Annotated in this window: 21 protein-coding genes; 1 reads left to right on the top strand and 20 read right to left on the bottom strand. The window is 70.1% G+C overall.

The window, feature by feature from the left end; genetic code table 11:
• Window positions 1–37 precede the first annotated feature (37 nt).
• From CLV70_RS14770 to CLV70_RS14675, 20 genes are all read right to left on the bottom strand, one after another.
• On the bottom strand, window positions 38–1030 hold the full coding sequence (locus CLV70_RS14770; RefSeq protein ID WP_425440163.1) for a polyprenyl synthetase family protein: 993 nt from the start codon (window positions 1028–1030) through the stop codon (window positions 38–40).
• A gap of 225 nt (window positions 1031–1255) precedes the next feature.
• A complete protein-coding gene (nuoN, locus tag CLV70_RS14765) occupies window positions 1256–2788 on the bottom strand; it encodes an NADH-quinone oxidoreductase subunit NuoN (protein ID WP_106127055.1) in 1533 nt (510 codons plus the stop codon).
• Between the two features lie 2 nt (window positions 2789–2790).
• Window positions 2791–4329, bottom strand: coding sequence for an NADH-quinone oxidoreductase subunit M (locus CLV70_RS14760; protein WP_106127054.1), 1539 nt, complete (start codon window positions 4327–4329; stop codon window positions 2791–2793).
• The gene (gene nuoL / locus CLV70_RS14755; RefSeq protein ID WP_106127053.1) at window positions 4329–6254 is read right to left on the bottom strand and encodes an NADH-quinone oxidoreductase subunit L; all 1926 of its coding nucleotides are present in this window, start codon (window positions 6252–6254) and stop codon (window positions 4329–4331) included. Before nuoL ends, CLV70_RS14760 begins: the two co-directional genes overlap by 1 nt.
• A 12-nt stretch (window positions 6255–6266) precedes the next feature.
• Window positions 6267–6566 (bottom strand): NADH-quinone oxidoreductase subunit NuoK, encoded by a 300-nt coding sequence (nuoK, locus tag CLV70_RS14750; protein ID WP_015618499.1) that lies wholly within the window; start codon window positions 6564–6566, stop codon window positions 6267–6269.
• Window positions 6563–7336 (bottom strand): NADH-quinone oxidoreductase subunit J, encoded by a 774-nt coding sequence (locus tag CLV70_RS14745; protein ID WP_106127052.1) that lies wholly within the window; start codon window positions 7334–7336, stop codon window positions 6563–6565. The genes nuoK and CLV70_RS14745 overlap by 4 nt, the downstream gene beginning before the upstream one ends.
• Window positions 7336–7929, bottom strand: coding sequence for an NADH-quinone oxidoreductase subunit NuoI (gene nuoI / locus CLV70_RS14740; RefSeq protein WP_106127051.1), 594 nt, complete (start codon window positions 7927–7929; stop codon window positions 7336–7338). Before nuoI ends, CLV70_RS14745 begins: the two co-directional genes overlap by 1 nt.
• 1 nt (window position 7930) lies before the next feature.
• Entirely contained in the window at window positions 7931–9322 is a 1392-nt protein-coding gene (gene nuoH, locus CLV70_RS14735) for an NADH-quinone oxidoreductase subunit NuoH (RefSeq protein WP_106127050.1), read from the bottom strand.
• Entirely contained in the window at window positions 9319–11796 is a 2478-nt protein-coding gene (locus CLV70_RS14730) for an NADH-quinone oxidoreductase subunit G (RefSeq protein ID WP_106127049.1), read from the bottom strand. The genes nuoH and CLV70_RS14730 overlap by 4 nt, the downstream gene beginning before the upstream one ends.
• Window positions 11796–13112, bottom strand: a complete 1317-nt coding sequence (nuoF, locus tag CLV70_RS14725) for an NADH-quinone oxidoreductase subunit NuoF (protein WP_106127048.1) — start codon at window positions 13110–13112, stop codon at window positions 11796–11798. The genes CLV70_RS14730 and nuoF overlap by 1 nt, the downstream gene beginning before the upstream one ends.
• Window positions 13109–14311: an NADH-quinone oxidoreductase subunit NuoE gene (nuoE, locus tag CLV70_RS14720; RefSeq protein WP_106127047.1), complete on the bottom strand. Its 1203-nt coding sequence runs from the start codon at window positions 14309–14311 to the stop codon at window positions 13109–13111. Before nuoE ends, nuoF begins: the two co-directional genes overlap by 4 nt.
• Window positions 14312–15637 carry an NADH-quinone oxidoreductase subunit D gene (locus tag CLV70_RS14715; protein WP_106127046.1) on the bottom strand — a complete coding sequence of 442 codons (1326 nt, stop codon included), beginning with the start codon at window positions 15635–15637 and terminating at the stop codon, window positions 14312–14314.
• Window positions 15634–16353: an NADH-quinone oxidoreductase subunit C gene (locus tag CLV70_RS14710; protein ID WP_106127045.1), complete on the bottom strand. Its 720-nt coding sequence runs from the start codon at window positions 16351–16353 to the stop codon at window positions 15634–15636. The genes CLV70_RS14715 and CLV70_RS14710 overlap by 4 nt, the downstream gene beginning before the upstream one ends.
• Complete coding sequence (locus CLV70_RS14705; protein WP_106127044.1) at window positions 16350–17021, bottom strand: NuoB/complex I 20 kDa subunit family protein; 672 nt, start codon at window positions 17019–17021, stop codon at window positions 16350–16352. The genes CLV70_RS14710 and CLV70_RS14705 overlap by 4 nt, the downstream gene beginning before the upstream one ends.
• 38 nt (window positions 17022–17059) lie before the next feature.
• A complete protein-coding gene (locus CLV70_RS14700) occupies window positions 17060–17425 on the bottom strand; it encodes an NADH-quinone oxidoreductase subunit A (RefSeq protein ID WP_106127043.1) in 366 nt (121 codons plus the stop codon).
• 79 nt (window positions 17426–17504) lie between these two features.
• The gene (locus tag CLV70_RS14695) at window positions 17505–18785 is read right to left on the bottom strand and encodes a geranylgeranyl reductase family protein (RefSeq protein WP_106127042.1); all 1281 of its coding nucleotides are present in this window, start codon (window positions 18783–18785) and stop codon (window positions 17505–17507) included.
• A 102-nt stretch (window positions 18786–18887) separates the two neighbouring features.
• Window positions 18888–19178 carry a hypothetical protein gene (locus CLV70_RS14690; RefSeq protein ID WP_106127041.1) on the bottom strand — a complete coding sequence of 97 codons (291 nt, stop codon included), beginning with the start codon at window positions 19176–19178 and terminating at the stop codon, window positions 18888–18890.
• 208 nt (window positions 19179–19386) lie between these two features.
• Entirely contained in the window at window positions 19387–20082 is a 696-nt protein-coding gene (locus CLV70_RS14685) for a demethylmenaquinone methyltransferase (RefSeq protein ID WP_281260455.1), read from the bottom strand.
• A 624-nt stretch (window positions 20083–20706) separates the two neighbouring features.
• Window positions 20707–21942 (bottom strand): cyclic dehypoxanthinyl futalosine synthase, encoded by a 1236-nt coding sequence (mqnC, locus tag CLV70_RS14680; RefSeq protein WP_106127039.1) that lies wholly within the window; start codon window positions 21940–21942, stop codon window positions 20707–20709.
• Window positions 21943–22176: 234 nt separating this feature from the next.
• Window positions 22177–22971, bottom strand: coding sequence for a TetR/AcrR family transcriptional regulator (locus CLV70_RS14675; RefSeq protein ID WP_106127038.1), 795 nt, complete (start codon window positions 22969–22971; stop codon window positions 22177–22179).
• 72 nt (window positions 22972–23043) lie between these two features.
• Here CLV70_RS14675 and CLV70_RS14670 point away from each other — a divergent pair, with 72 nt between their 5' ends.
• Complete coding sequence (locus tag CLV70_RS14670; RefSeq protein WP_106127037.1) at window positions 23044–23424, top strand: VOC family protein; 381 nt, start codon at window positions 23044–23046, stop codon at window positions 23422–23424.
• Window positions 23425–23447: the final 23 nt, after the last annotated feature.

The following is a 23447-nucleotide window of genomic DNA, read 5'->3' as shown; positions in this document are numbered from 1 at the left end:
CTCAGCTGGTGCGGTCGGCTCGGCCTGTGCGGTCGGCTCAGCTGGTGCGGTCGGCGATGAAGTCGCAGAGCGACTCCATGGCGCGGCGCGGCGACCCGTCCGGCAGCGGTGCGAGCCGGGCCCGGGCGTCCTCCGCGTAGGTGCGGACCGTCTCGCGCGCCCGCTTCATCGCCCGGGACTCGCGCAGCAGCCCCAGCGCCTCGGCGTGCAGCGCGTCGTCGACCAGCGGGCCCGACGCGAGCAGCTCGCGCAGGCGCACCGCCGACGCGTCCGTGTCGTCGCCGGCCAGCGCGTACAGCACCGGGAGGGTCGGGACGCCCTCGCGGAGGTCGGTGCCGGGCGTCTTGCCGGACTGCACCGACTCCGACGCGATGTCGAGGAGGTCGTCGGAGAGCTGGAACGCGATGCCGATCGTCTCGCCGTACCCGGCGAGGGCCTCGACGTGCTCGGGCGTCGCGCCGGAGAACAGGCCGCCGAAGCGGGCGGACGTCGCGATGAGCGACGCGGTCTTCTCGGCGATGACGTGCAGGTAGTGCGAGATGGCGTCGCTGCCGCGCGGCCCGGCGGTCTCGGCGATCTGACCGTGCACGAGCCGGGAGAACGTCTGCGCCTGGAGGCGGACCGCCTCGGGGCCCAGGGTGGCCGCGATGTCCGCGGCGCGGGCGAAGAGGTAGTCGCCGACCAGGATCGCCACCGAGTTGCCCCAGCGGGCGTTGGCGCTCGGGGCGCCGCGGCGCACGGCGGCCTCGTCCATGACGTCGTCGTGGTAGAGCGTGGCCAGGTGGGTCAGCTCGACGACCAGCGCGGCCGGCACGATCTCCGGCCGGGCGGGGTCACCGAACTGGGCGCCCAGCGCCACGATCAGCGGCCGGAAGCGCTTGCCGCCGGCGTCCATCAGGTGCCGCGCCGCCTCGGCGACCAGTGGGTCGGCGCTGGCCACGTTGTCGCGCAGCGCGTCCTCCACCACGGCAAGCGTCGCCGACACCGAGGCATCGACCGTGGGGTCGATCTCGAGGCCGAGCGACGTCAGCGCGCTGTCAGCAGTCACGCTTTCACGATGCCATACGAGATTTCCCGCGACCTCCCCAGGGGTAACAAGATCAAAATCGTGTGATGGTACGGACACCGCCGGGCGCGACCGGCACACCGGACCGGAATTGCCTGGTCACGCGCCGCACCTCGCTGCCGGGAGAAATTGCCCGAAAAGGCAACAGCCCCGGCCACAAGGCCGGGGCTGTTTTTATCACATTGACAATTATCGGACGAATTGCGCCGCGTCGTTGGTGAGGTCCAGCAGCGGTGCCGGGATCACGCCGAGCGCGAAGGTCGCGATCACGCCGATGGCGAGGGCGGCCGAGGTGAGGAAGCCGGGGATGGAGACCGCCGGGGTGCTCTCGCCCGGCTCCTGCAGCCACATCATCACGATGACCCGCAGGTACGGGAACGCCAGCAGCATGCTGGTGATCACACCGAAGATGACCAGCCAGGTCTGCCCGCCGTCGATCGCCGCGCCGAAGACCGCGAACTTGCTCGTGAAACCGCTGGTCAGCGGGATGCCCGCGAACGCCAGCAGGATGAACGAGAAGACCCCGGCGAACAGCGGGCTCTTGCGGCCCAGCCCGGCCCAGCGGGAGAGGTGAGTCGCCTCACCCTCGGCGTCGCGCACCAGCGAGACGATGCCGAACGCGGCGAGCACCGAGAAGCCGTACGCGACCAGGTAGAACATCGTGCTGGACAGGCCGTCCTTGTTCAGCGCCAGGACACCCACCAGCAGATACCCGGCGTTCGCGATCGACGAGTACGCCAGCAGCCGCTTCATGTCGGTCTGGGTGACCGCCAGCACCGCGCCGACGAGCATCGTCAGGACGGCGATGACACCCAGCACCAGCTGGAAGTCCCAGCGGACGCCGTCGAACGCCACGTAGAGCACCCGGAGCAGGGCACCGAACGCCGCCACCTTGGTGCAGGCCGCCATCAGCGCCGTGATCGGCGTGGGGGCGCCCTGGTAGACGTCCGGGGTCCACACGTGGAACGGCGCCGCCGCGCTCTTGAAGAGCAGGCCGATGGCGACGAGCGCCAGGCCGGCGAAGAGCAGCACCTCGCTGCGGGCCGGGTCGGCGACCGCGGCGTGGATCGACGCGAGGTCCACCGCGCCGCTGAAGCCGTAGAGGAGCGCGACCCCGAACAGGAAGAAGGCCGAGGCGTACGAGCCCAGCAGGAAGTACTTCAGGGCCGCTTCCTGGCTCAGCAGGCGCCGCCGGCGGGCCAGGGCGCAGAGCAGGTAGAGCGGCAGCGAGAAGACCTCGAGCGCGACGAACATGGTCAGCAGGTCGTTCGCCGCCACGAACAGCAGCATGCCACCGAGCGCGAACATCGTCAGCGGGTAGACCTCGGTGCCACCGGGCTGGCCACTGGCCTGCCGCAGGTCCTTCTGCGAGCCGACGGTGATCGCCGCCTGGGAGACGAACGCGCCCCCGGCCTCGATCGACCGCTCGCCGATCAGCAGCAGCGAGACGACGCCCAGCAGCAGGATCGAGCCCTGCAGGAACAGCGTGGGCCCGTCGACGGCCACCGCGCCGCCGATGGTGACGATCCGGGTGTTGCGCTCGACGATCACCGTCACCAGGGCGGCGACCAGCGCCACCAGCGCGAGGCCGAGCTGGATGGCGTACCGGCGGGCCTTGGGCACGACCGCCTCCAGCAGGACGCCCAGGCAGGCCGCCCCGAAGAGGATCAACATGGGCGCCAGGGCGCCGTAGTCGATGTCGGGCAGTTTCAGGTCTCCCATGGCTACCGCGCCACCTTTCCGTTCGCGACCGCCGTCGGAGCCGGATCGGTCCTGCCGACGTCCTGCATGGTCGCCTGGACCGCCGGGTTGATCACATCGGTGACCGGCTTCGGATAGAAGCCGAGGAGCAGCAGGAGCAGCACCAGCGGCGCGACGACGACCTTCTCCCGCAGGGTGATGTCCTTGTGCATCGCCGGGACCTCGGTCAGCGCCGGGTTCAGCGTGCCCTGGGTCGTCCGCTGCACCATCCAGAGCACGTACGCGGCGGCGAGGATGATGCCCACGGTGGCGATGACCGCGTACACCTTGTGCGTGGTGAAGGTGCCGATCAGCACCAGGAACTCGCTGACGAACGGCGCCGTGCCGGGCAGGGCCAGGGAGGCCAGACCGGCGAAGAACAGCACGCCGGCCAGGACCGGTACGAGCTTGCCGGCCCCGCCGAAGTCGCTCACCAGGGCCGAGCCGCGGCGCGCCACGAACATGCCCACCACCAGGAAGAGCAGGCCGGTGGCGAGGCCGTGGTTGACCATGTAGAGCACCGAGCCGGTGCCGGCCTGGGTGGTGAAGGCGAAGATGCCGATGCCGATGAACCCGAAGTGGGCGATCGACGTGTACGACACCAGCCGCTTGAGGTCGTTCTGCCCGACCGCCAGCAGCGCCGCGTAGATGATCCCGATGACGCCCAGCACCAGGGCCACCGGCGCGAACCAGCGCGCCGCCTCCGGGAAGAGCGGGAGGCAGTAGCGCAGGATGCCGAAGGTGCCGACCTTGTCCAGCACGCCGACCAGCAGGGCGGCGGCGGGCGCGGGAGCGGCGACACCGGCGTCCGGCAGCCAGGTGTGGAACGGGAAGAACGGTGCCTTGACCGCGAACGCGATGAAGAAGCCGAGGAACAGCCACCGGGCGGTGTTCGTCTCGAACGCCGCGGAGGCGTCCTTGAGGTTCGCCCAGTCGAACGTGTGCCCGCCGACGACCCACAGGCCGATGACCGCGGCCAGCATGAAGAGGCCGCCGACCAGCGAGTAGAGGAAGAACTTCACCGCGGCGTACTGGCGGCGCTGGCCGCCGTACGAGCCGATGATGAAGTACATCGGGACCAGCATGACCTCGAAGAACACGTAGAACAGGAAGACGTCGGCGGCCGCGAAGACGCCGATCATCGTGCACTCGAGGGCGAGCAGCAGCGCGAAGTACGTCGGCACCGACCGCTTGGCCTCGTCGACGTCGTGCCACGAGGCCAGGATCACCGCCGGTACGAGCACCGCGATCAGTACCAGCATCACCAGGGCGATGCCGTCGGCGGCGAAGGTGAACCGCGCGTCCCAGGTGGGGATCCACTGGTAGGACTCGCGGAACTGGAAGCGGTCGCCGTCGACCTGGAACGCCACCCACATGCCGATGCTCAGCGCGAGCACCACCAGCGACCACACCAGGGCGATCGTCTTGGCGAGGTTGCCCTTGCCGCGGGGGATGAAGGCCACCACTGCCGCGCCCACCAGCGGGAGCAACGTCAGGATGGACAGGAACGGGAAGTCCTTCATTACGCCAACCACCCCAGCTGGATCGCGAGGAACGCGCCGACGACCAGCACGGCGCCGGTGAGCATGGACAACGCGTACGAGCGGACGAAGCCGGTCTGCAGCCGGCGCAGGCGCCCCGAGCTGCCGCCGACGGTCGCCGCCAGGCCGTTCACCGCGCCGTCGATGCCCTTGTTGTCCAGGAAGACCAGGGCGCGGGTGAGGTAGATGCCGGGCCGTTCGAACACCGCTTCGTTGAACGCGTCGGTGTAGAGGTTGCGCCGGGCCGCCCGCACCAGCACGCCCGCGGGCTGCTCCTGCTCGGCGGTGCCGTTGCGGAACAGCGCCCAGGCGAGACCCGCACCGAGCAGGGTGACGACGATCGACAGGATCGTGATCCAGGTGTGGCTCAGCACCGCGTGCGGCGCGGCCTCCTCCTGCCCGAAGACCGGCTCCAGCCAGTCCGGGACCGAGGTCGACATGAGCCAGCCGGCGCCGATCGAGCCGAGCGCCAGCAGCATCAGCGGCACGGTCATGATGTACGGCGACTCGTGCGGCTCGTGGATGTCCTCGGTCCAGCGCTTCGGCCCGTGGAAGGTGAGCACGAAGAGCCGGGTCATGTAGAAGGCGGTCAGGCCGGCGCCGAGCAGCGCGGCACCGCCGTACAGCCAGGAGGTCCAGTCGCCGCGCTCGAACGCCGCCGCGATGATCGGCTCCTTGGAGAAGAAGCCGGACAGCGGCGGGATGCCGATGATCGCGAGCCAGCCCGTGGCGAAGGTGAGCCAGGTCCACTTCATGTACTTGCTCAGGGCGCCGAAGCGGCGGATGTCGACCTGGTCGTGCATGCCGTGCATGACCGAGCCGGCGCCGAGGAACATGTTGGCCTTGAAGAAGCCGTGCGCGAGCAGGTGGACGATGGCCAGCGCGTACGCCGCCCCGCCGAGCCCGACGCCGAGGAACATGTAGCCGATCTGGCTGACCGTCGACCAGGCGAGGACGCGCTTGATGTCGTCCTTGGCCGCGCCGATGATGCAGCCCATCAGCAAGGTGATCGCGCCGACCGTGACCACGATCGTCTGCAGCGTCTCGTTCGCCGTGAAGATCGCGTGCGAGCGGGCGATGAGGTAGACGCCGGCGGTGACCATCGTCGCCGCGTGGATCAGGGCCGAGACCGGGGTCGGGCCCTCCATCGCGTCCGGGAGCCAGGCCTGCAGCGGGAACTGGCCGGACTTACCGGCGGCGCCGAGCAGCAGCAGGATGCCCATGATCAGTACGGTGCCGCCGGAGAGCGCGGAGACGCCGTTGAACACGTCGTCGTACTGGGTGCTGCCGATCGTGGCGAACATCAGGAAGATGCCGATCGCCAGGCCGGCGTCGCCGACCCGGTTCATCAGGAACGCCTTCTTGCCCGCGGTCGCCGCCGACGGCCGGGTGTACCAGAACGAGATCAGCAGGTACGACGCGAGACCCACGCCCTCCCAGCCGAAGTAGAGCATCACGTAGTTGTTGCCCAGCACCAGCAGCAGCATCGCGGCGACGAAGAGGTTGAAGTACGCGAAGAACTTCCGCCGCCCCGGGTCGTGCGCCATGTAGCCCACCGCGTACAGGTGGATGAGCGAGCCGACACCGGTGATCAGCAGGACGAAGACGCCGGACAGCGGGTCGAACAGCAGCCCGAAGTCGACCTCCAGCTTGCCCACGGCGATGAAGTCCCACAGGCTCTGCTCCGCCGAGCGGGCACCGGCGTCGAGCCCGCGCAGGCTGAAGAACATCGACGCGCCCAGGACGAAGGTCGCGGCGACCGCCAGCACGCCGAGCCAGTGGCCCCACTTGTCGGCCTTCTTGCCGAGCAGCAGGAGGACCGCCGCGCTGGCGAGCGGAATGGCGACAAGCAGCCAGATTCCGCTCAGGAGCCCCGTCGCGTGGGCGTACTCCACTGTCTGTTCCACGTGAAGGCCCCTTTAGTACTTGAGGAGGTTGGCGTCGTCGACGCTCGCCGAGCGCCGCGTCCGGAAGATCGACATGATGATGGCGAGCCCCACCACGACCTCGGCCGCCGCGACCACCATCACGAAGAACGAGATGATCTGGCCGTCGAGGCTGCCGTTGATCCGGCTGAAGGTCACCAGCGCGAGGTTCGCCGCGTTCAGCATCAGCTCGATGCACATGAACAGCACGATCGCGTTGCGGCGGACGAGCACCCCGGCGGCACCGATGGTGAACAGGATCGCCGCGAGTACGAGGTAGTAGTCGGGAGTCACTTCTCAGTCCCCTTCGGTGCGGCCTCCTGGGCGGTCAGTTCCCGCACCGGGAGGATCGGCGAGAGGGTGCGCTCCGAGTCGTTGCCGTCCGGCAGGCGGCCCGGCGCGGCGACCGACATGGTGTTGGCGTACACACCGGGGCCCGCCTTCGCGCCGGGGTAGTTGCCGGGGCGGAAGCGCTCCTTCATCCGGGTCACCTGGTCGACGGCGTCCTCCTTGGCGCGCTCCACGTGCGCCAGCACCATCGCGCCCACCGCCGCCGTGATCAGCAGCGCGGACGTGACCTCGAACGCGAAGACGTACTTGGTGAACAGCAGCCGCGCGATGCCCTGCACGTTGCCGGCGGCGTTCGCCTCGGTGAGCCCGGCCACCGTCGTGTCGCCGAGCGAGCGGGCCAGGCCGGTGGCGACCAGGACGCCGAAGCCGACGCCCAGCAGGATCGCCGCCACGCGCTGGCCGCGCAGCGTCTCGATGAGCGAGTCGGAGGCGTCCCGGCCGACGAGCATGAGCACGAAGAGGAACAGCATCATGATCGCGCCGGTGTAGACGATGATCTGCACCGCGCCCAGGAACGGCGCCGAGTTGACCACGTAGAGGAAGCCCAGGCAGAGCATCGTCACGACGAGCCACAGCGCGGAGTGGACCGCGTTGCGGGCAAGCACCATCCCGAGCGCGCCGATGACGGCGAGCGAGCCCAGGACCCAGAAGGCCCAGGCCTCACCGGTGGACACCTGCGCGGCGGCCTCGGCCGCGTAGTACGCCGGCGTCATCACTTCACCTCTGCGGGCTCGTCGGCGGCAGCGTCCCCGGTGCCGGAGTTCGACCAGGGCGCCCGCTCGGCGCCGGCCGACGTACCCGGGTTGGTCAGGGCACCGACGTAGTAGTCCTTGTCGGTGTCGCCCAGACGCATCGGGTGCGGCGGCTGCTCCATGCCGGGCAGCAGCGGCGCCAGGAGCTCCTTCTTGGTGAAGATGAGGTCCTGGCGGCTGTCGCGGGCCAGCTCGTACTCGTTGCTCATGGTCAGTGAGCGGGTCGGGCAGGCCTCGATGCAGAGCCCGCAGAAGATGCAGCGGGCGTAGTTGATCTGGTAGATGCTGGCGTACCGCTCACCGGGCGAGAAACGCATCTCGTCGGTGTTGTCGCCACCCTCCACGTAGATCGCGTCCGCCGGGCAGGCCCAGGCGCACAGCTCGCAGCCGATGCACTTCTCCAGGCCGTCCGGGTGCCGGTTGAGGATGTGCCGGCCGTGGTAGCGCGGCGCCGGCTTCGGCGGCGTGAACGGATAGTCGGTCGTGATGACCTTGCGGAACATGTGCGCGAAGGTGACCCCGAAGCCCTTGAACGAGCCCGTGAACGTTCCCACGTCACACCTCCTTGTCTGACGTGTCGTCGTCCGGGGCGGTGGTCGTGCCGCCGACCGTGGCCGGCTGGCGTTCGGCGACCGCGCGCCGGGCGCGCGGGCTGGGCGGTACCTGGAGGTCCATCGGCGGAACCGGGAAGCTGCCCGGCGGCCGCGCCGCGAGCTGCTCCTCGATCGAGTACTCCCGCGGCTTCTTGCTCGCCGGCCAGAGCAGCGCGATGCCGAGCACCACCACCGCCGCCACGATGTAGACGAGCCAGCGCGCGCCGCCGTCGACCCGGGTGTTGGTGACCCGGACGCCGGCCAGGAAGAGGATCCAGACCAGGTTGACCGGGATCAGCACCTTCCAGCCGAAGCGCATGAACTGGTCGTAGCGCATCCGGGGCAGCGTGGCCCGCAGCCAGATGAAGCCGAAGAGCAGGATGAGCACCTTCAGCAGCCACCAGGCCAGCGGCCACCAGCCGGAGTTGGCGCCCGCCCAGAAGCTGGTGATCGGCGCCGGTGCCCGCCAGCCGCCGAGGAACAGCGTGGTGGCGAACGCCGAGACGGTGATCATGTTGATGTACTCGGCCAGGAAGAACATCGCGAACTTGAAGGACGAGTACTCGGTGTGGAAGCCACCGACCAGCTCCGACTCCGCCTCGGGCAGGTCGAAGGGCGCGCGGTTGGTCTCACCGACCGCGGCGATGCAGTAGATGATGAAGCTGGGCAGCAGCAGGACCGCGTACCAGCTCGGCGCGGTGGGGTTCCAGCCGAGGATGTCGACGTCCGACGCGCCGTTGCCGGCCTGCGCCTTGACGATCTGCGAGGTCGACATCGTCCCGGCGGTCATGAAGACGGCCACGATGGACAGGCCCATGGCGACCTCGTACGAGATCATCTGAGCACTCGACCGCAGACCGCCGAGCAGCGGGTACGTCGAACCGGACGCCCAGCCGGCCAGCACGACGCCGTAGACGGCCATCGACGAGCAGGCCAGCAGCACCAGCACCGAGACCGGCACGTCGGTGAGCTGCAGCGCCGTCTTGTGGCCGAAGATCGACACCACCGGGCCGAACGGAATCACCGAGAACGCGGTGAACGCGCAGGTCGCCGAGATCACCGGGGCCAGGAAGTAGACCACCTTGTCGGCGGTCTTCGGGATGATCTCCTCCTTGAACGGCAGCTTGAGGCCGTCCGTGAGGCTCTGCAGCCAGCCCTTGGGCCCGACCTGGTTGGGGCCCGGCCGGACCGCCATCCGGGCCACGACCTTGCGCTCGTAGTTGATCGTGAAGAGGGTCAGCAGCAGCAGGATGACGAAGACGCCGAGCAGCTTGATCAGCGTGATCCACCAGACGTCGTTCTCGAACGTCTGCAACGTCGGGTCCTGAGCTGCTCCCAGAATCACCGTTTTCATGCGCTTACCCCCTGCTGGGCGAGGATCGGGCCGGGCTTGCCGGCCGTCAGCTTGACCACCGCGCCCGAGGTGACGCCCAGCGTGCGGCGCAGCGTCGAGCCGGGCGAGTTCGTCGGCAGCCACACCACCCGCGGGGGCAGGTCCGTGATCGCGGCCGGCAGGGTGATCGCACCACGCTCGGTGCCGACCGTGACCGCATCGCCGTCCGCCACGCCGAGCGACTCGGCCAGATCCTTGCCCAGACGCACCACCGGGGTACGGGCCGTGCCGGCCAGCACCTCGTCGCCGTCGAGCAGGCTGCCGAGGTCGATCAGGTGGTGCCAGGAGGCGAGGACGGCCTCGTCGGAGGCGAGCTCGGGCAGGGCCGCCGCGGCGACCGCGGGCTGCGCCGGGCGGTCCGCGCGGCAGGCCGGCATCGTGCCCAGCTCCCGCCGGATCGCGGCTACATCACCGGTGCCCAGCGAGAACTCCATCAGGGCGGCGATCGCCTCGAGCACCCGGCCGTCGGTCATCACGCCGGTCGGCAGGACCGTCCCGAAGGTGCGGAGCCGGCCCTCCCAGTCCATGAATGTGCCGGACTTCTCGGCGGCCGGGGCGATCGGCAGGACCACGTCGGCGCGCCGGGTCACGGCGCTCTGCCGCAGCTCGACGCTGACCAGGAACGGCACCGCGTCCAGGGCCTCCTCGGCCAGGCGCGGGTCGGCCAGATCCGCCGGGTCCACGCCGGCGACCAGCAGGCCGCCGAGCGAGCCGTCCGCGGCGGCGGCGACGATCGCGTCGGTGTCCCGGCCGACCGCGGCCGGCAGCGAGCCGACCTCGACGTCCCACGCGGCGGCCAGCTCGGTCCGCGCGCCGGTGTCGGTGACCGGGCGGCCACCGGGCAGCAGGTTGGGCAGGCAGCCCGCGTCGACCGCGCCGCGGTCACCCGCGCGCCGCGGCACCCAGGCGAGCCGGGCGCCGGTGCGCTCGGCCAGTGCCGCCGCGGCGGAGAACCCGCCGGGCACGCTCGCCAGCCGCTCGCCGACGATCAGCAGCGCACCGGGCACGGCCAGCGCGGCGGCCACCGTGGCGTCGGTGCCGAGCAGCCGGGCCTCGTCGCCGGGCACCGCCGGGACCAGGGTCGCGCCGAGCTTCTCGAAACCCCGGCTCAGGTACGGCGCCACGGCCGTGACCTTCAGCTTCTTCTTCCCGTGGCCCTTGCGCAGGCGCAGGAAGAGGATCGGGCACTCCTCCTCGGGCTCCAGCCCGACGATGACCGCCGACGGCGCGTTCTCGACATCCTCGTACGTGACGTCGGTGACGCCCGCGACCGAGGCGGCCAGGAACTCCGCCTCCTCCCCCGACAGCGGGCGGGCGCGGAAGTCGATGTCGTTGGTGCCGAGGGCGACGCGGGCGAACTTCGCGTACGCGTACGCGTCCTCGACGGTGAGCCGGCCGCCGGTGAGCACGCCGACGCCCTTGCCCCTCGCCGCCGTGAGCCCCTCGGCCGCCGCCAGCAGCGCCTCCGACCAGGAGGCCTCCCGCAGCTCGCCGGTGGCCGCGTCGCGGACCAGCGGGGTGGTGATGCGGTCGTAGCCGGTGGCGTAGCGGAAGCCCCACCGGCCCTTGTCGCAGTTCCACTCCTCGTTGACCGCCGGGTCGTCGCCGGCCAGGCGGCGCAGCACCTTGCCCCGGCGGTGGTCGGCGCGCATGGAGCAACCGGCCGAGCAGTGCTCGCACGTCGTCGGCGTGGAGACCAGGTCGAACGGGCGGGCGCGGAACCTGTACTGCTCGCCGGTGAGCGCACCGACCGGGCAGATCTGGATCGTGTTGCCGGAGAAGTACGAGTTGAACGCGACGTCGCCGGCGCCCTCGCCGACCTGGCCGTCGCCGGTCCCGGTGCCGCCGAAGAAGTCGTCGCGGTAGACGTTGATCTGCTCACCGGACGAGCGGTCCATCAGGTCGATGAACTTGTCGCCGGCGATCTCCTCGGAGAAGCGGGTGCAGCGCTGGCAGAGGATGCAGCGCTCGCGGTCCAGCAGCACCTGGCTGGAGATGTGGATCGGCTTCTCGTACTCGCGCTTGTGCTCGTGGAACCGGGTGTCGGGCCGGCCGCTGGACATCGCCTGGTTCTGCAGCGGGCACTCGCCGCCCTTGTCACAGGTCGGGCAGTCGAGCGGATGGTTGACCAGCAGCATCTCCATGATGCCCGCCTGCGCCTTCGCGGCGACCGGCGAGCTGAGCTGGGTCTTGACCACCATGCCCTCGGCGACCGTCTGGGTGCAGGAGGCCACCGGCTTGCGCTGGCCCTCCACCTCCACCAGGCACTGCCGGCAGGCACCGGCCGGGGCCAGCAGCGGGTGGTCGCAGAACCGCGGGATCGCCGTACCCATCCGCTCGGCGACCCGGATGACCAGCTCGCCCTTCTCGGCCTGGACCTCGACGCCGTCGATGGTCAAGGTCACCATGTCGGTCTTCTTGGCTACGTCGGTCATCAGTGCGCTCCTACCAGGGCCTTCTCGGACAGCCGCGGAGCGGTCCGGCCCTCGATGTAGTCCAGGTAGTCCTGCCGGAACCACTTCAGCGTGGAGACGACCGGGGTGGCCGCGCCGTCACCGAGGCCGCAGAAGGACCGCCCGAAGATGTTGTCCGCCGTGTCCTGCAGGGTGTCCAGGTCCTGGTAGGTGCCCTGACCGGAGAGGATCCGGCGGTACGTGCGCACCATCCAGTAGTTGCCCTCGCGGCACGGGGTGCACTTGCCGCAGGACTCGTGGTGGTAGAACTCCAGCCAGCGCCAGGTCGCGTACACCGGGCAGTCCTGGTCGGAGAAGATCTGCATCGCCGTGGTGCCCAGGATCGAGCCGGCCGCCGCCACGCCCTCGAAGTCCATCGGGGTGTCGATGTGCTCCGCGGTGAGCAGCGGGGTCGACGAGCCGCCCGGCGTCCAGAACTTGAGGTTGTGGCCCGGCTTCATGCCGCCCGCCAGCTCGATCAGCTCGCGCAGGGTGATGCCGAGGCCGCACTCGTACTGGCCCGGGTTGGCGATCCGGCCGGAGAGCGAGTAGATCATCGGGCCGGACGACTTCTCCGTGCCCATGCTCTTCCACCAGTCCGCGCCGCCCAGCACGATGTACGGCACCGAGGCGATGGTGCCGACGTTGTTGACGACGGTGGGGCTGGCGTACAGGCCGGCGACCGCGGGGAACGGCGGGCGCAGGCGGGGCTGGCCGCGGAAGCCCTCGAGCGAGTCGAGCAGCGCCGTCTCCTCGCCGCAGATGTACGCGCCCGCGCCGCTGTGCACGACCAGGTCCAGGTCGAACCCGGAGCCGAGGATGTTCTCGCCGAGGTAGCCCTTGGCGTACGCCTCCTTGACCGCGTTGCGCAGCCGGCGGGCGGCGTGCACCGCCTCGCCCCGGATGTAGATGTACGCCCGGCTGGCGCGGATCGCGTACGAGGCGATGATCGCGCCCTCGACCAGCGAGTGCGGGTCGTACGTCATCAGCGGCAGGTCCTTGCAGGTGCCCGGCTCGCCCTCGTCGGCGTTGATGACGAGGTAGTGCGGCTTGCCGTCGCCCTGCGGGATGAAGCCCCACTTGAGACCGGTCGGGAAGCCCGCGCCGCCGCGACCGCGCAGGCCCGAGTCCTTGATGAGCTGGATCAGGTCGTCCGGGTGCACGTCCAGCGCCTTGCGGACCGCGGCGTAGCCGTCGAGCCGCTCGTACACGTCGATCTTCCACGCGTCCGGCGACAGCCAGCGCTTGGTCAGGACGGGGGTGAGCTTCTGGAGCACCTCGGGCCGTGGCTGAGTCACTTTTTCTCCTCGGTGCCGCGCTGAGCGTTCTGCCACCCGGGGTTCTCGGAGGCGGTGGACTGCTCCTCGTGGGCGGCGTTGGCCTCGCTCACGATGCTCTCGCCGCGCTGGGTGTCCCCGGCCGGCTTGCCGTCGCCGGCGGGGGCGTTCTTGGCCGTTCCGGCGGCTTCCGTACGCGTACCCGGAACGGGCGCCACGGTCTGCGACGCGTCCGGCGTGGGCGTGGAGCCGTCGGGGTTGCGCGTCTCGGCGGCGCGTACCTCCGGGTCCTTGACGTCGCCGGCCTTGACCGGCGCCCCGGCCTTGCGGTGCTCGACCGCGTGCTCGGCCTTGTCCACGACGGCGGCCGCCGCGGTCTTGACCGCCCCCGCCGCCCGCTTCGCCGCGCTCGCGATCTTGCCCTCGGACTTCGCCGCCGGCGGCTTCGCGCCCGCGGGGGCCGGGTCCTTGACGGCCTTCGCGGACTCGTCCCGGGCCGGCTTCGTCGTCGTGATGGGCGTGTCGATGTTGAAGTTCGCCACCGCTACGCCGTGCTCCTGCGCGAGGGTCACACCGCGCAGCGTCGGCGCGCCGGCGACACCGTCAGCGACCGCACCCTCGCGCTCGTCGGCGAACCCGGCGAGCTGGAACTGCATCTCCTTGAGCGTGCAGAGGCGCGCCCCGCGGCTCGGCGTGGGCCGCTCGCCGTTGCGCAGCTTCTCGACCAGGCCGACCGCCGCGTCGGGGGTGGCCTCGTCGATCGCGAAGTCGTAGTTGACCGTGACGACCGGCGCGTAGTCGCACGCCGCGAGGCACTCGGCGTGCTCCAGCGTGATCTTGCCGTCGGCCGTGGTCTCGTCGTGGCCGACGCCGAGGTGCTCGGTCAGGCCGTCGTAGATCTCCTGGCCGCCGAGCACGTTGCACAGCGTGTTGGTGCAGACGCTGACGAGGTATTCACCGGTCGGGCGGCGCTTGTACATGGTGTAGAACGTCGCGACCGCGCCGACCTGGGCCTTGTTGATGCCCAGGATCTCGGCGCAGAAGGCCACGCCGTCGGGGCTGACGTGCCCCTCCACCGTCTGCACGAGGTGCAGCAGCGGCAGCAGCGCCGAACGCTCGCGGCCCACCGGGTAGCGGGCGATGATCTCGCGCGCGGGCTCCAGGAGCTTCTCGGCCAGCGGTGCTGCCGCGGGAGAGAAGTCCACCGTAATATCCGACATTTAGCGGTCACACCCACCCATCACGGGGTCCAGGGAGGCGCCGCCGGCGATCACGTCGGCCAGCAGCGCACCCTCGGCCATCGCGGGGATGGCCTGGAGGTTCACGAAGCTCGGGTCGCGGTAGTGCACCCGGTAGGGATGCGTACCACCGTCGGAGACCGCGTGCACGCCGAGCTCGCCGCGCGGGTGCTCGATGCCGACGTACACCTGGCCCGGCGGCACCCGGAAGCCCTCGGTCACGAGCTTGAAGTGGTGGATCAGCGACTCCATCGACTGACCCATGATCTTGGCGACGTGCTCGAGCGAGTTGCCGAGCCCGTCGACGCCCAGCGCGAGCTGCGACGGCCAGGCGATCTTCTTGTCCTCGACGTAGATCGGGCCGGGCTTGAGCCGGTCCAGCGCCTGTTCGATGATCTTCAGCGACTCGCGGATCTCGGCGACCCGGACCAGGTAGCGGCCCCACACGTCGCCCGTCGTCGCGGTCGGGACGTCGAACTCGTACGTCTCGTAGCCGCAGTACGGCATGGTCTTGCGCAGGTCCCAGGCCAGGCCGGCCGAGCGCAGCACCGGACCGGTGATGCCCAGCGCCAGGCAGCCGGTGACGTCGAGGACGGCCACGCCCTTGGTGCGCTCCTGCCAGATGACCTGGCCGGAGAGCATGTCCTCGTACTCCTTGAGCTTCTTCGGCATGTAGACGAGGAAGTCGCGGATCTTCTTGACCGCCGACTCCGGCAGGTCCTGCGAGAGACCGCCGGGACGGATGTAGCCGTTGTTCATCCGCAGGCCGGAGGTCTCCTCGAAGATGTCGAGGATGTACTCACGCTCGCGGAAGCCGTACAGCATCATCGAGATCGCGCCGAGCTCCATGCCCGTGGTCGCCAGCCACACCAGGTGCGAGGCGACCCGCTGGAGCTCCATGAACATGACCCGGATCGTGTTCGTCCGCTCGGTGATCTGGTCGGTGATGCCGAGCAGCTTCTCCACGGCGAGGCAGTAACCGGCCTCGTTGAACATGTTGGACAGGTAGTCCATGCGGGTCACGAACGTGACGCCCTGCGTCCAGTTGCGGTACTCGAGGTTCTTCTCGATGCCGGTGTGCAGGTAGCCGATGACCGGCCGGGCCTCGGTGACCGTCTCGCCCTCGAGCTCCAGCACGAGCCGGAGCACGCCGTGCGTCGACGGGTGCTGCGGGCCCATGTTGACGACGATCTTCTCGTTGCTGAGCGGATCGATGCCCTCGGTGACCGTGTTCCAGTCGCCGCCCGTGACCGTGAAGACGCGGCCCTCGGTGGTCTCTCGTTCGGTGGCGTATCCGGACTGTGTCATTGGTAGACCCTCCGCTGGTCAGGAGGCGGAATCTCGGCGCCCTTGTACTCGACGGGAACGCCGCCGAGCGGGTAGTCCTTGCGCTGGGGGTGGCCCTCCCAGTCGTCCGGCATGAGGATCCGCGTCAGGTTCGGGTGGCCGTCGAAGACGACCCCGAACATGTCGTAGATCTCGCGCTCCTGCCAGTCGGCGGTCGGGTAGATCGAGGTCACGCTCGGCAGGCTGGTGCCCACCGCGACCGCGGCCTCCAGACGCACCCGGCGCCGGTAGGTCATGGACGTCAGCTGGTACGTGACGTGCAGCCGGCGCTCGTCGCTGCCCAGGTAGTCGACCCCGTCCACCGAGGAGCACAGCTCGAAGCGCAGCGACTCGTCGTCGCGCATGATCTGGCAGACCTCGGCGATCCGGTCCGGCCGGATGTGCAGGGTCAGCTCGCCGCGGTCGACGACGACCTTCTCGACCGCGTCGGCGAAGCCGGGGTAGGCCTCCTCCAGCGCGTCGTACACCTCGTCGAAGTAGCCACCGAACGGCCGCGGGCTGTCGACGGTGGTCGGACGCCGGCGGACCAGGCCGCCGAAGCCGGAGACGTCGCCGGTGCCGGTGATGCCGAACATGCCCTTGGCGGGGCTGGGCGGGACCTGCGCCGGGGCGTCGAGGTTCGCGCCGACCGGCTGGGTCGCGGGCACGCCGCCGTCGGACCCGGGGTTCGTCGTCACTTGCCACCCTCCCGCAGGTGCGGCTGCAGCTTCATCCAGTTCTCGATGCGGAGTTGCTCCTCGCGGCCTTCCTTGACCGCCTGGGTCCACTCGGCGCGCCGGACCTTGTCCACCCGGTACGAGGAGGGCATCGCGCCCGGAGCCACCACGGGAACGTCGCCGCGCTCCTTGCGGGCCTCCAGCATCTTGCGGCCGTTCGGGCCGAGCGGCTGGGCCATGACCTTCTCGCGCATCTTGAGGATGGCGTCGATCAGCATCTCCGGCCGCGGCGGGCAGCCGGGCAGGTAGATGTCGACCGGGACGATGTGGTCCACGCCCTGCACGATCGCGTAGTTGTTGAACATGCCGCCCGACGACGCGCAGACGCCCATCGAGATGACCGAGCGGGGCTCCGGCATCTGGTCGTAGATCTGCCGCACGACCGGGGCCATCTTCTGGCTCACCCGGCCGGCGACGATCATCAGGTCGGCCTGCCGGGGCGACGCCCGGAAGACCTCCATGCCCCAGCGACCCAGGTCGTAGTGCGGACCGCCGGCGGCCATCATCTCGATGGCGCAGCAGGCGAGGCCGAACGTGGCGCCCCAGAACGACGACTTGCGGGCCCAGTTCGAAAGCTTCTCGACCGAGGTCAGCAGGATGCCGCTCGGGAGTTTCTCTTCGATTCCCATAGCTGCGTTTCCTTAGTTGAAGACCAAGAATCCCGAGGTCAGTCCCAGTTCAGGCCGCCACGCCGCCACACGTACGTGTAGGCGATGAAGACGGTGACGATGAAGAGGACCATCTCGACGAAGCCGAACAGGCCGAGCGCCTCGAAGGAGACGGCCCACGGGTACAGGAAGATGGTCTCGATGTCGAAGATGATGAAGAGCATCGCGGTCAGGTAGAACTTGACCGGGAAGCGTCCACCGCCGATCGGCTGCGGCGCCGGTTCGATGCCGCATTCGTACGCCTCAAGCTTGGCCCGGTTGTAGCGCTTCGGGCCGACGATGGGGGCGATCGCCACCGAGAAAAGGGCGAAGAGCGCACCGAGGATCAGCAGCCCGACGATCGGTACGTAAGGATTGAGCGTCATGCCGTCTCCTGCTCGACTGTTGGCCGCTTCACACTATTAATGCGCATTCGCCGCGCCTCGTCCGGGGTGTCCTGGCTTCTCATACCGCGGGTGCGACCTTCGTGAGGCCGTTGATGATGCGGTCCATGGCATCCCCGTCCCGCGGATCCGTCAGATTGGCCAGCAACTTGAGCACGAAGCGCATGAGCGTCGGGTGCGGCATGCCGTGCTTGGTGGCGACCCGCATGATCTGCGGGTTGCCGATGAGCTTCACGAAGACCCCACCGAGGCGGTAATACCCACCGAAACGGATCTTCAACTCCGCCGGGTACGCCCGCAGCGCCCGCTCCCGGTCGGGGCCGGCGGCCCGGGCGAGCGCCTGGACGGCCACCTCCGCGGCCAGTTCGCCGGACTCCATGGCGTACGCGATGCCCTCGCCGTTCATGGGGTTGACCATGCCGCCGGAGTCGCCGACGAGCATCATGCCGCGCGTGTAGTGCGGCACGCGGTTGAAGCCCATGGGCAGGGCGGCACCCAGGATCGGCCCGTCGGCGTTCTCCTCGCCGCGCAGGCCCCAGTCCTCGGGCGTCGAGCCGAGCCAGTCGGTCAGCATCGCCCGGTAGTTGGTCTTGCCGAACGCGTCGGACGAGTTGAGGATGCCCAGGCCGGCGTTGACGCGGCCGTCACCCATGCCGAAGATCCAGCCGTACCCGGGCAGCAGCCGGTCCCGGTCCTGCGCACTGCGCAGCTCGAGCCAGGACTCCAGGTAGTCGTCGTTCGCGCGGGCGGGCGAACGGTAGTAGCGCCGGACGGCCACGCCGATCGGCCGGTCGTCGCGCTTGGCGAGGCCCATGGCCAGCGGCAGCTTGCCGGACACGCCGTCCGCCGCGATCACCAGGGGCGCGCGATACTGGACGGGTTCCTTCGCGGGGCCGAGCTTGGCCTCCACGCCGATGGCCTGACCGTCGGCGTCCAGCACCGGCCCGGTGACGTTGACGCCGGTGCGCAGCAGGGCGCCGGCCGCGACGGCCCGCTGCGCGAGCATGTCGTCGAAGTCCAGGCGGGTGCGCACGAGGCCGTAGTTGGGGAAGCTCGCGAGGTCGGGCCAGTCCAGCTCGAGGCGGACGCCGCCACCGATCACGCGCAGGCCGCGGTTGTGCAGCCAGCCGGCCTTCTCGGACGTGTCGACGCCCATCCGGACGAGCTGACGCACCGCCCGCGGGGTCAGGCCGTCTCCGCAGACCTTCTCCCTCGGGAACTCCGTCTTCTCGAGCAGCAACACCCTCAGCCCGTGCTTGGCCATGTGGTAGGCCGCGGCGGATCCGCCCGGCCCGGCACCGACCACGATCACATCTGCCTCGTCGGCGACGGTCTCGTTCACGGCTCACCTCCGTCTCGCGCGGGCTCGTGAAACAGTTCACAAGCCAGCCCAGCCCGGAGTCTATGACCGGCATCGAAGCGGGTTATGGTTAGGGAACCCTAACTATTTCAGGCCGGTGAAACTGCCGCCGACCTGCGCGTCGGCCGCCCCCGCGAGAGCCCGCTCGGCGACCTCCCTGGGCACCCCGTCCAGGTATTCCCGAAACGTACCGTCCGTGGCCCGGTCCAGGCGCACGATCAGCTCATCAACCAGCCGCTGAGCCTCGCGCGGGTCGGATGCGGCCAGCAGGCGGATGCGCTGGGCGAGTTCGAGGGCCTTCCGCTCGTCCTCTTCCCGGTCGCTGATCGGGACGTCTATGTCCGAGTCGTCGGCGAGCAGGTCGATAGTCGTCATACCCCGAGCTAACACCCGTAAGCGGCTCCAATAGGGCAAATAACGCTTTTTACGCCTCGGGGTGTGGTTCGCCCCGCGAGCTACGCCTTGATGGGGCGGGCTGTGCCCTGGTGGCTCGGGTTATGCCTTGGTGGCTCGGGTATGCCTCGGGCTCGGGTATGCCTCGGGCTCGGGTATGCCTCGGGCTCGGGTATGCCTCGGGCTCGGGTTATGCCTTGGTGGCTCGGTGCAGGGCGACGATGCCGCCGGTGAGGTTGCGCCAGCCGATCCGGCTCCACGGCCCCGACGCGGCGATCCGGGACGCCAGCCCCGCCTGGTCCGGCCAGGCCCGGATCGACTCGGCGAGATACACGTACGCGTCCGGGTTGCTCGAGACGCCGCGCGCGACGGCCGGCAGGCTCCGCATCAGGTACGACATGTAGACCGTACGGAAAGCGGGGTTCGTCGGGCTGCTGAACTCGCACACCACCAGGCGCCCGCCCGGCCGGGTCACCCGGGCCAGCTCGCGCAGCGCGGCCTCGGTGTCGACGACGTTGCGCAGGGCGAACGAGATCGTGACCGCGTCGAAGGCCTCGTCCGCGAACGGCAGCCTCAGCGCGTCGCCGGCCACCAGCGGCACGTCCCGGCGGACCCGGCGCCCGGCCTGCAACATGCCGGTGGAGAGGTCGGCGCCCACCGCGAAGGCACCGGAACGGCCCAGCTCCTCGGTCGACACCCCGGTGCCGGCGCCCACGTCGAGAACCCGCTCCCCCGGCCGCAGCCCCAGCGCGGCGCGGGTCGCCCGCCGCCAGCCGCGATCCTGCCCGAAGGAAAGCACGGTGTTGGTGAGGTCGTACCGCTCGGCCACCCCGTCGAACATCTCGGCGACCTCGTGCGGCTGCTTGTTCAGATCTGCGCGCGTCACGCTGCCACTCTGCCCCATCCGGTCACCCCGCCCGCACCGGAGGCCCGTTTCACACAGAACGGGCGGGATGGTCACCCATCCCGCCCGGTCCTTGTGCGTTATATATACGACCGCCATCGGTCGGGTCCGAACCCACCGCCGGCGGTCGAATGCCTCGGCGACGCTTCAATGGTGCGGTGTTTCTGGTCTTACGCAGGCACCGTAACCAGCGCGAACACCGCGAGCCAGGGAGACGCGCGCCTCGTTACCGAGGAGCAATCCGCCCCTCTCCGGTCCACCGACCCGCACCTGACCGATCGGCCGACCCACGAGGTCGTACGGCCCATCGACACCCCTCAACCCGGCGGCGCGACCGCGCGGCGCCGGCGGGCCGGGGCTCGCACCGGACCGAGCAGCCCGCGCGCGGCCGCTCAACCGGCGCCGGTCAAGCAGCCCGGCCGACCGCTGATCGGGCGTCGGCCGCGCCTCCGGGCGGGCCGGCTCGGCGAGCGCCGGCCAAGCAGCCCGGCAGGCCGTTCAGCGGGCGTTGGCCGCGCCGTCCGGGCAGGCCGTTCAGCGGGCGGCGGCCGAACCGTCCGGGCAAGCCGTTCAGCGCGCGGCGGCCGAACCGTCCGGGCAGGCCGTTCAGCGGGCGTCGACCAGGGGCAGGTTCTTGCGGCCGCCCTCGGGCAGGGCGATCGACGAGTAGTGCGAGACCACCCGCTCGTCGGTGGGGTCGTCCGCCTCGGTGTGGTGCACGGCCAGGTGGCGGTAGAGCGTGTCGCGCTGCGCCGGGATCCGGTTCGCCGTACGGATCATCCAGATCAGCTCGTGCAGGTTGGACCGGTGCCGGGCGCCGGCCGAGGAGATGACGTTCTCCTCCAGCATGATCGACCCCAGATCGTCGACGCCCAGGTGCAGCGCCAGCTGGCCGACGTCCTTGCCCGTGGTCAGCCAGGAGGCCTGGAGGTGGGCGACGTTGTCGAAGAAGAGCCGGGACACCGCGATGAACCGCAGGTATTCCATCGTGGTCGCCTGGGTGCGGCCCTTGAGGTGGTTGTTCTCCGGCTGGTACGTCCACGGGATGAAGGCCCGGAAGCCGCCCACCCCGCCGTCCGCCTCGACCGGCGAGTCCACGTACCCGTTGGCGACGGCCAGGTCCTGCACCTCGCGGATCATCCGGATGTGCTCGATGCGTTCGGCGTTCGTCTCGCCCGTACCCATCATCATGGTGGCCGTGGAGCTCAGGCCGTTGCGGTGGGCGACGGCCATGACCTCCAGCCAGCGCGCCCCCGACTCCTTGAGCGGGGCGATCGCCTTGCGCGGCCGCTCGGGCAGCATCTCGGCGCCGGCGCCGGCGATGGAGTCCAGGCCCGCGGCCTTGATCCGCACGACCGCCTCCTCGATGGAGACGCCGGAGACCTTGGCCATGTGCAGGATCTCGCTGGGCCCGATCGAGTGGATCGCCAGCTGAGGGTAGGCGGCCTTGACCGACGAGAAGAGATTCTCGTAATACTCGACGCCGTAGTCCGGGTGGTGGCCGCCCTGCAACATCACCTGGGTCGCGCCGAGGTCGACCGCCTCGCCGCACCGGCGGAGGATCTCCTCCATCGGGTGCGACCACCCCTCCTTGTGCTTCGGCGCCCGGTAGAAGGCACAGAACTTGCACGCGGTGACGCAGACGTTCGTGTAGTTGATGTTGCGATCGATCAGATAGGTGACGATGCCGTCGGGATGCCGCCGTCGCCGCACGGCATCCGCCGCCTCCCCCAGGGCATGGAAGGGCGCGTCGGTGTAGAGCAGCAAAGCCTCCTCGGGCGTGATCCGCCCGCCGTCGGCACCCCGCTGCAGAATGCTGTCGATCTCCGCGTTCACCGTCACGCCCCGAAGACTACGTCGCCGACCCACCACCGGTCAGCGGCGCGGGTCACTGGCGTCACCCGCACCGCTCCCGGCGTCGGCGCACGCCCCAGTCCCGCGGGTGCCTGGCCCGGATCGCGCCTCGGTGCCGGCGCCGGGCCCGGGTCACGTCTCGGCGTGGGCGCCGGGCCCGGGTCACGCCTCGGCCCCGGCACCGGGCCTGGATCGCGCCTCGGCGTAGGCGCCGGGCCCGGGTCACGCCTCGGCGCCGGCACCGGGCCCGGATCGCGTCCCGGCGCGAGGCCCGGGCCCGGGTCGCGCCTCGATCAGCGCGGCGAGGCCGTCGAGCACCCGCTCGAGCCCGAACGCGTACGCATGCTCGGCGTTGAAAGCCCCGCCCAGCTCCGCGCCCGCCGCCTCACCGACCCGCACGGCGATGGGGTAGCGATGCCGGTCGAACACCTTCTCGAGCAGCGGCCCGCTCTCCTCCCACCACTGCGCATCGGTCTGCTCGCTGCGCTCCGCCACGGCCCTGGCCTGCACCGCGGCGCGCGCCGAGTGCTGCACGAAACCGAGGACGAACGTCAGCGCCGAGTCGGTCTCCACGTTGTCCAGCCCGGAGCCCTCGAAGGCCCGCAACTCGTGCTCGTACTTCGCCATCAGCCCGGGCCCGAGCGGCGGCCGGCTCGCCGACAACTCCGCGGCCCACGGATGGTGCTCGTACAACATGCGGTTGTCCCCCGCGACCGTGCGCACCCGCTCCCGCCAGCCGGGGTCGCCGGCCGCCGACCTCTCCATCCGCAGGTAGAGCGCGTCCACCATCAGATCGAGAAGGGCCGCCTTGTCCGGTACGTACGTGTAGAGAGTCATGGGGACCACGCCCAGCTCCTGGGCGACCCGCCGCATGCTGACCGCGTCGAGCCCCTCGGCGTCCGCGAGCGCTATCGCGGCATCGACGACCTGCGTCAGGGACAGGCCTTTCTTGCGCCCACGCCGGCTCTGCGGCTCCTCGAACCACAGCAGGTCGATGGTGCGTCGCGCCTCCGCCACGAGGTGGCACTCCTTTCTTGTACGGTGTATCTTATACGCAGTCCAACAATTTCGCAGCCCGCGGGAGCCACCGTGCGAATCTCCTCGTCCGCCGTCTCACTGACCGTCGACGACGTCCCCGCCTCCAGCAAGTTTCTCGCCACGCACTTCGGGTTCGCCGAGCGGATGTCCGCGGACGGGTTCGCGTCGCTGGGCCGGGAGGACGGCGCGGTCGACATCGTGTTCCTCCGCCGCGGCCTGGAGGTCCTGCCGGCGGAGCTGCGGGACCGGCACGCCTCGGGCACCATCGTCGCGTTCGTGGTCGACGACCTGGACGCGGAGCATGACCGCCTGCGTGCGGAGGGGGCGCCGATCACCCTGCCACCGCGCGAGGAGCCGTGGGGCGAGCGCCTGTTCATGGTCACGGATCCCAACGGCATCGTGTACGAGCTGGTCGAGTGGGTGACGCCCTGAGCTCCGGAGCGCCTCGGTCGTTA

This window comes from Pseudosporangium ferrugineum, from assembly GCF_003002065.1.
Lineage (GTDB): Bacteria > Actinomycetota > Actinomycetes > Mycobacteriales > Micromonosporaceae > Actinoplanes > Actinoplanes ferrugineus_A.
This window is presented reverse-complemented; position numbering and strand designations above follow the sequence as displayed.